The sequence below is a fragment of the Streptomyces milbemycinicus genome, assembly GCF_002154605.1.
Lineage (GTDB): Bacteria > Actinomycetota > Actinomycetes > Streptomycetales > Streptomycetaceae > Streptomyces > Streptomyces milbemycinicus.
The window spans coordinates 1-7,008 of record NZ_MUNE01000819.1; the positions used below are offsets into that span (position 1 = coordinate 1).

The 7,008-nt window shown below is 74.0% G+C and carries 5 protein-coding genes; 4 read left to right on the forward strand and 1 reads right to left on the reverse strand.

Annotation, left to right across the window (positions count from 1 at the left end; genetic code table 11):
• Positions 1-1,748 (forward strand): bifunctional serine/threonine-protein kinase/ABC transporter substrate-binding protein (locus tag CCN51_RS46965; protein ID WP_086860975.1); only part of this gene is annotated, 1,748 nt, incomplete at its 5' end.
• Between the two features lie 15 nt (positions 1,749-1,763).
• Here CCN51_RS46965 and CCN51_RS46970 read toward each other — a convergent pair.
• Positions 1,764-2,630, reverse strand: coding sequence for an Fpg/Nei family DNA glycosylase (locus CCN51_RS46970; protein WP_014174356.1), 867 nt, complete (start codon positions 2,628-2,630; stop codon positions 1,764-1,766).
• 183 nt (positions 2,631-2,813) lie between these two features.
• On the opposite strand from CCN51_RS46970, the gene CCN51_RS46975 reads away from it, so the two are divergent.
• The 3 genes from CCN51_RS46975 to CCN51_RS46985 all read left to right on the forward strand — a co-directional run.
• Positions 2,814-4,184, forward strand: a complete 1,371-nt coding sequence (locus tag CCN51_RS46975; RefSeq protein ID WP_014174357.1) for a catalase family protein — start codon at positions 2,814-2,816, stop codon at positions 4,182-4,184.
• Between the two features lie 129 nt (positions 4,185-4,313).
• Positions 4,314-5,360, forward strand: a complete 1,047-nt coding sequence (locus CCN51_RS46980) for a LacI family DNA-binding transcriptional regulator (protein ID WP_014174358.1) — start codon at positions 4,314-4,316, stop codon at positions 5,358-5,360.
• Between the two features lie 165 nt (positions 5,361-5,525).
• Positions 5,526-7,008 (forward strand): lipase maturation factor family protein (locus tag CCN51_RS46985; RefSeq protein WP_086860977.1); only part of this gene is annotated, 1,483 nt, incomplete at its 3' end.

A 7,008-nucleotide genomic window follows, 5' to 3' on the forward strand; every position in this document is an offset into this window, starting at 1 on the left:
TCCACCGCGACATCAAACCCGCCAACATCCTCCTCGCACCCAACGGCCCCCGCCTCATCGACTTCGGCATCGCCCGCGCCCACGACGACACCGCCATCACCGCCCGGGACGTGGTCATCGGGTCGCCCGGCTATCTCTCGCCCGAACAGGCCCTGGGCCGGGGCCCGGAGCTCGGGCCGCCGAGCGACATCTTCTCGCTCGGCTGCGTCCTGGCCTACGCCACTACCGGACGCCCCCCGTTCGGCACCGGTCCGGTGGCCGCGATGCTGTTCCGTACGGTGCACGACACGGCCGATCTGACCGGGGTGCCCGATGGACTGCGCCCGCTCGTCGAAGCCTGCCTCGACAAGGACCCCGGGCGCCGCCCCACCGCCGCCGAGCTGGTGCGGCTGCTGGCGGAGGTCGGGCCGCCGGCGGACGGCACGGGGTGGCTGCCGCGGCCGGTCGCCCAGTTGATCGCCAAACGCTCGGCGGAGCTGCTGGCGCTTCCCGACGTCCCGCCCACGGTGGTCGGGCCGGCGGACGAGGCACCGAAGCCGCGCCCTGGCCGCCGCAGGTTTCTGGCGGTGGCCTCGGGCGGCGCGGTGCTGGCGGCCGGGGGCGGCCTCGGCATCTGGGCGGCCTCGCTCCCCGACGCGGGCAGCGGCGGGGGCGGCCGGCCCACCCCGCCCCGGTGGACGGTCGGGGTGCACGCCGATCTGACGGAAGGCCAGGCCGCGGCCGGAACGGCCCAGCGCCGGGGCGCCGAACTGGCGGTGGAGCGCCTCAACGCCCGTGCGGACCGGCCCGTCACGCTCGCCCTCAAGGTCCTGGACGACCGCGGCGCCCCGGGCGGCGCGCGTGGTGTCGCCGAGCGGATGGCCGCCGACCCCGCGGTCATCGCGGTCATCGGGCCGACGGCCGACGCGACCTGCGAGGCCGCGATCGGCACCTACGACAAGGCGGGGCTGCCACTGCTGTCGGTGTCGGTCGGCACGGCCGAGGTGTCCGCCGTCGAACACCCGTCCTATCTGCAGACCCGGCCGGACGACGGCAGTCTCGGCCTTCCACTGCTGTCCTACCTCGCCCTGCACACCCGGCCGCACCGCACGGCCCTGGTCGACGACCGCGCCGCCGGGGACTACAGCTGGAATCTCGTCCGGTCCATGGCCACCGCGATGCGCGGCGGGGACCTGCCGTCGGTGACCGTCACCGTCCCGGCGAATACGAGGGACTTCGGCCGGGCGGTGGACGAGGTGCGCCGAAGCGGGGTCCGCGCGGTGGTCTTCGGCGGCCTCGCACCCCGGGCCGCGCTGTTCGCCCGGGAGTTGGCGTCCGCCGGTTTCACCGGAGCGCGGCTGGCCACGCAGCCGGTCATCGACGCCGCGTTCCTGAAGCGGGCCGGTGCGGCCGCGAACGGCTGGCTGCTCAGCTCGGCGTTCATCGACGCGACGGCCCTGCCTGCGGCGCGGCCCTTCGCGGCCGCCTACCGCAAACGGTACGCCTCCGCGCTCGGGCGCTACGCCGCGGAGGCGTACGACGTCGTCGGGCTCATCGCCCAGGCGCTGCGCGAACTGGGCCCGCAAGGCGCCGACCGGGAGGCCATGGCGCGCAGACTGCGCGCGGTCCGGTACCGGGGGATCACCAAGACGTACGCCTTCGAGCGGGGCAACGGCTCTCTGACCCCGGGCACCGGGCTGTTCCTCTACCGGGTCGAGAAGGGGCGGTTCCGTTTCCTGGGCGACTACGAGAGTGCGACGCGCGCCTGAGGGCCACGCCTGGCGCTACTTCAGGAGCCGGGACAGCCGCCGGTCGGCGAGCGGCTTCCCTCCAGTCTGGCAGGTCGGGCAGTACTGCAGGGAGGAGTCCGCGAAGGACACCTCACGGACCATGTCGCCGCACACCGGACAGGGCTGGCCCGTACGGCCGTGCACCCGCATACCGCTGCGCTTCTCCGCCTTCAGATCGCGCGCCGCCGGCCCCAGAGAGCGCTCGACCGCGTCGCGCAGCGTGGCGCCCATCGCCTCGTACAGCCGGGCGACCTCCTCCTCCGTCAGGTCGCCTGCCAGCCGGTAGGGCGACATCCGGGCGGCGTGCAGGATCTCGTCCGAATAGGCGTTGCCGATCCCGGCGATGACGCTCTGGTCGCGCAGCACACCCTTGATCCGGTGGCGCACTCCGCGCAGCAGCCCGGCGAACTCCTCGAGGGTGAAGGACTCCGCGAGCGGGTCCGGCCCCAGCCGGGCGATGCCCGGCACCTCCTGCGGGTCGTGTACGCAGTAGACGGAGAGCGCCTTGCGGGTGCCCGCCTCGGTGAGGTCGAAGCCCGCGCCCTCCGGGCCGGCCAGGCGCAGCCGCAGAGCCAGCGGGCCCTTGCCCGGGCGGGGCGGGTCCTCCGGGAGGCCGTCCCGCCAGCGCAGCCAGCCCGCCCTGGCGAGGTGGAGGACCAGATGCGGGCCGTCGGTGGCCAGGTCGAGGAACTTGCCGTGGCGGCGCACCGCGGTGACGGTACGCCCTTCGAGGTCGGTCAGCGGCGGATCGTACGTCTTGAGGACGCTGACCGCGGCGGGGTGGACACGGGCGATCTCCCGGCCGACGGCGCGCTCGGCCAGGATCTGGGCCAGGGCCTCCACCTCCGGCAATTCCGGCATACGACCAGTGTGCCCCAGCGGCCGGGACCCGGCCGGTCACCCCTCCAGCGGCGCTGAGCTGCGGGTCCGATGGCCCGCCCCTACGCTGACCCAAGAGCCGTACCGGTGTCGCGCACCGGCTCGGCACGCCCGCGCCGCCCCGCCGTACCGCGTCTCTCCCCGTTCCGCACGGAGGCTTCCCTCATGGTCGACACCGCACAGCACGAGCGGTCCACCCTGCGTCACGCACCGTCATTCCTCCGCTACGAACGGTACGAGGGCGGCAGCCTGGAGACGGAGCGGCGGGTCCTGGACAAGCTGGCGCACGAGCTGGTGGACGTGCAGGGGGCGGACCGGCCCGGCGGCAGCCCCGCGCATCTCCTGCGCACCTTCCAGGCCAGGCCGGCGCTCGGCGTGGACAACGCACGGCTGCGCTTCCACGACGACCTGCCCGAGGTGCTGCGGGTCGGCTACGCGCAGCCGGGCGCCGAGTATTCGGCCGCGGTGCGGCTGTCCGACGCGAGCAGGGCCGAGCGGCCGCACGCCGCGCCCGGTCTGCGGCGGATGGCCGTACGGGTGCGGGCCGGGGCCGAGGGGACACATGATCTGCTGGCCACCGGCTTCCCGGTGTCACACGCCGCCGACGCGCGCGAATACGTCGCCTTCGCCAAGGCCATGGCGGGCGCGGGCAGCGCCGCCGAGCAGGCCTTCGGGCTGCTGGTGAAACTGCCGCTGGCCGTGGGCTGGTCCACCGCGGCCCGGATGCGCCGCAATGTGCACACCGCCGCCCGGCACGCCGTCGGCTCGCTCGCCCGCGAGACCTTCTGGAGCTGCGGGGCGATCCTGTGGGGCGACGCGGGGCCGGTCCGCTACCAGTTGCGCCCCGCTCCCGGCGGCACCCCGGCCCCGCCCCCCGACCGGGGCGATCCCGACTATCTCCACCGGGAGCTGACGCAGCGCCTGTTCACCGGCGACATCAGCTTCGAGCTGTGTGTGCAGCGGTATCTGGACGAGCGCCGCACCCCGGTCGAGGACGGTTCGGTGGAGTGGCGGGAGAGCGACGCGCCCGTCATCCCGGTGGCCCTGCTGACCGTGCCGCGCCAGGACCTGGACGCGGCCGCGGCCCGCTCGGCGGCGCGCCGGGTGGAGCGGCTGGCCTTCGACCCCTGGCACACCACGGAGGAGTTCCGCCCGCTGGGCAACCTCAACCGCGCCCGCAAGGCCGCGTACGAGGCGAGCGGCGTCCATCGGCTGAGGCTTCGGCTGACCCCCGCCGGACTGCTCGCCCCCGCCGGACCGCCGACCCCCGTCACACCGCGCCAGGTCGCCGTCCTGCAGGCCCCGGTGCGCGCGGCCTTCGGACTGGTGGGCCGGTATGTCCCCTGGCACCGGCTGCCCCTTCCGGCCGGGCTGCGGGGCCTGGTGGCGCCGGGCCCATCGCTGCCCCGCGTCGGCGATCTGCTCAAACCGCCGATGGGCGCGCTCGGCCAGGTCCTCGGCCGCGGGCCCTTCTCCGCTTCGTCGGCATCCGCTCCGGCGGCATCCGCTTCGTCGGCGTACCGGCGGAGTGGGTGAAGGGCCACGAGCGGCGCGGCCGATGGCCGTTCCCGGCCAGGACACCGGAAAATCGACCTTGACCGGTTTACCGACGCGGTAGGGTGTGGCGTTCGTCGCGAGCGGCAGCCGAGCAGCGGGAGTCGGTGCATGGACAGCGAGGTCACGGCAGGCCCGGCGCGGCGCGTCACCATCAAGGACGTCGCCGCGCGGGCCGGCGTCTCCAAGGGCGCGGTGTCGCTGGCCTTCAACGACCGCCCGGGCGTCTCCCAGGCCACCCGGGCCCGGATCTTCGAGGCGGCCCGGGAGCTGGGCTGGGCGCCGCATCTGTCCGCCCGGTCACTGTCCAACGCGCGGGTGGACGCCGTGGGCCTGGCCATCGCCCGGCCGGCGCGGATGCTGGGGCTCGAGCCGTGGTTCATGGAGTTCGTCTCGGGCATCGAGAGCGTGCTCGTCGAGCGGTCCTGCTCGCTGCTGCTGCGGCTGGTGCGGGATGTGCGGGAGGAGATCGAGGTCCAGGAAGCGTGGTGGCAGGGGCGGCAGGTCGGCGGGTCGATTCTCGTCGACCTCCACGACGGGGATCCGCGCGTCCCCGAGTTGCAGCGGCTCGGGGTGCCCGCCGTGGCCGCCGGACACCCCTCCCTGGCCGGCGGCTTCACCTGCGTATGGACCGACGACGGCACCGCCGTCACCGAGGCGGTGCGCTATCTGGCGGCGCTCGGCCACCGGCGGATCGCCCGGGTGAGCGGCCCCGCCACGCTGGGCCACAGCGTGATCCGTACCGCCGCCTTCGAAGCGGCCGTACGGGAGCTGGGCCTGGCCGACGGGCGCACGGTCGCCACCGACTTCTCGGGCGAGGAGGGGGCGCGCGCCACGCGGGCGCTGCTGGCCTCGGCCGACCGGCCGACGGCCGTCATCTACGACAACGACATCATGGCGGTGGCGGGCCTGTCGGTGACCGCCGAGATGGGTCTTTCGGTGCCCGCCGACGTCTCGCTGCTGGCCTGGGACGACTCCCAGCTGTGCCAGCTCACCCACCCCACGCTGTCGGCGATGAGCCACGACGTCTTCGGCTTCGGGGCCGAGGTCGCCCGCCGTCTGTTCGACGTGCTCGGCCAGGCGGCGCCCAGCGCCCACCAGGCGCCCACCCCGGCCCTCACCCCGCGCGGCAGCACCGCCCCGCCACGGCGGCCCTGAACCGGTTAAGTGAGGAGCGGCGGGCGGACCACGCCGACCGGATGAACTCGGCCCGCCCCGGGGCCCGCGGGGCAGCGGGCGTCCGGCGGTAGGTGGTACGGATAGCCGGGTGTCCGGCGGCGAGCACGAACCGAGCCGGGAAACAGGCCCAGGGAGCGGTTCCGCATGGACTGGTTCACCTCATCCGACTACTGGCTGACCCGGCTGGTCTTCCAACGGGGGCTGGCAGCCCTGTATCTGATCGCCTTTGTGGTCGCGGCGAACCAGGGACGGGCCCTGATCGGCGAGCGCGGCCTGACGCCGGTACCGCGGTTCACCGCCCAAATGCCGTTCCGGCGCTCCCCCAGCCTGTTCCACCTCCACTTCTCGGACCGCTTCTTCACCGGCTGCGCCTGGCTGGGGGCCGCGCTCGCCGCCGCGGTGGTGGCGGGGGCCGCGGACCAGGTGCCGCTGTGGGCCGCGATGCTGATGTGGCTGGTGCTGTGGCTGCTGTATCTGTCGATCGTCAACGTCGGACAGGTGTGGTACGGGTTCGGCTGGGAGTCACTGCTGCTGGAGACCGGCTTCCTCGCCGTCTTCCTCGGCAACGCCCGCACCGCACCGCCGGTCCTGGTGCTGTGGCTGCTGCGCTGGCTGCTGTTCCGGGTCGAGTTCGGCGCCGGGCTGATCAAGATCCGGGGGGACCGCTGCTGGCGGCAGCTGACCTGTCTGTACTTCCATCACGAAACACAGCCGATGCCGGGCCCGCTGAGCTGGTTCTTCCACCGGCTGCCGCGGCCCCTGCACCGGGTCGAGGTCGCGGCCAACCACGTCGCCCAGTTGGCCGTGCCCTTCGCGCTGTTCACGCCGCAGCCGGTGGCGAGCGTGGCCGGGGGCGTGATCGTGGTCACCCAGCTGTGGCTGGTCGCGTCCGGCAACTTCTCGTGGCTGAACTGGGTGACCATCCTGCTGGCCCTCGCCGCGGTCGACGGGCGGCGCGCGGCCCGGGCGCTGGGGCTGCCCGAGCCGCCGCCGCTCACCGGTCCCCCGGTGTGGTACGAGGCTCTGGTGCTGGCCGCCACCGTGCTGGTGGTGGTGCTCAGCTATTGGCCGGCCCGGAACCTGGTGTCGGGCAGTCAGCTGATGAACTACTCCTTCAACCCACTGCACCTGGTCAACACCTACGGCGCCTTCGGCAGCGTCAACCGCGCGCGGTTCGAGGTGGTGATCCAGGGCACCGACGAACCGGTGCCCGCGCCGGACGCGGTGTGGAAGGAGTACGAGTTCCGCGGCAAACCGGGCGATGTTCGCCGGATGCCGCGCCAGTTCGCCCCGTACCATCTGCGTCTCGACTGGATGATGTGGTTCGCCGGAATCTCACCGGCCTACGCCCGGTCCTGGTTCGGCCCGCTGGTCACCAAGCTGCTGGAGGGCGACCGGGCCACCCTGAAACTGCTGCGGGTGTGCCCCTTCCCCGACGCGCCGCCCACCCACATCCGCGCCCGGCTGTTTCTGTACCGCTTCACGACCTGGAGTGAGTTGCGGGCCACCGGCGCCTGGTGGCACCGCACGCTCATCCGCGAATTCCTGCCCCCGGTCGCCCTCGACCGCCCGGACCGGCAGCCCTCCCGCCCCGGCGGGCCCGATGGCCGGGGCGGGAGGGCTGCCG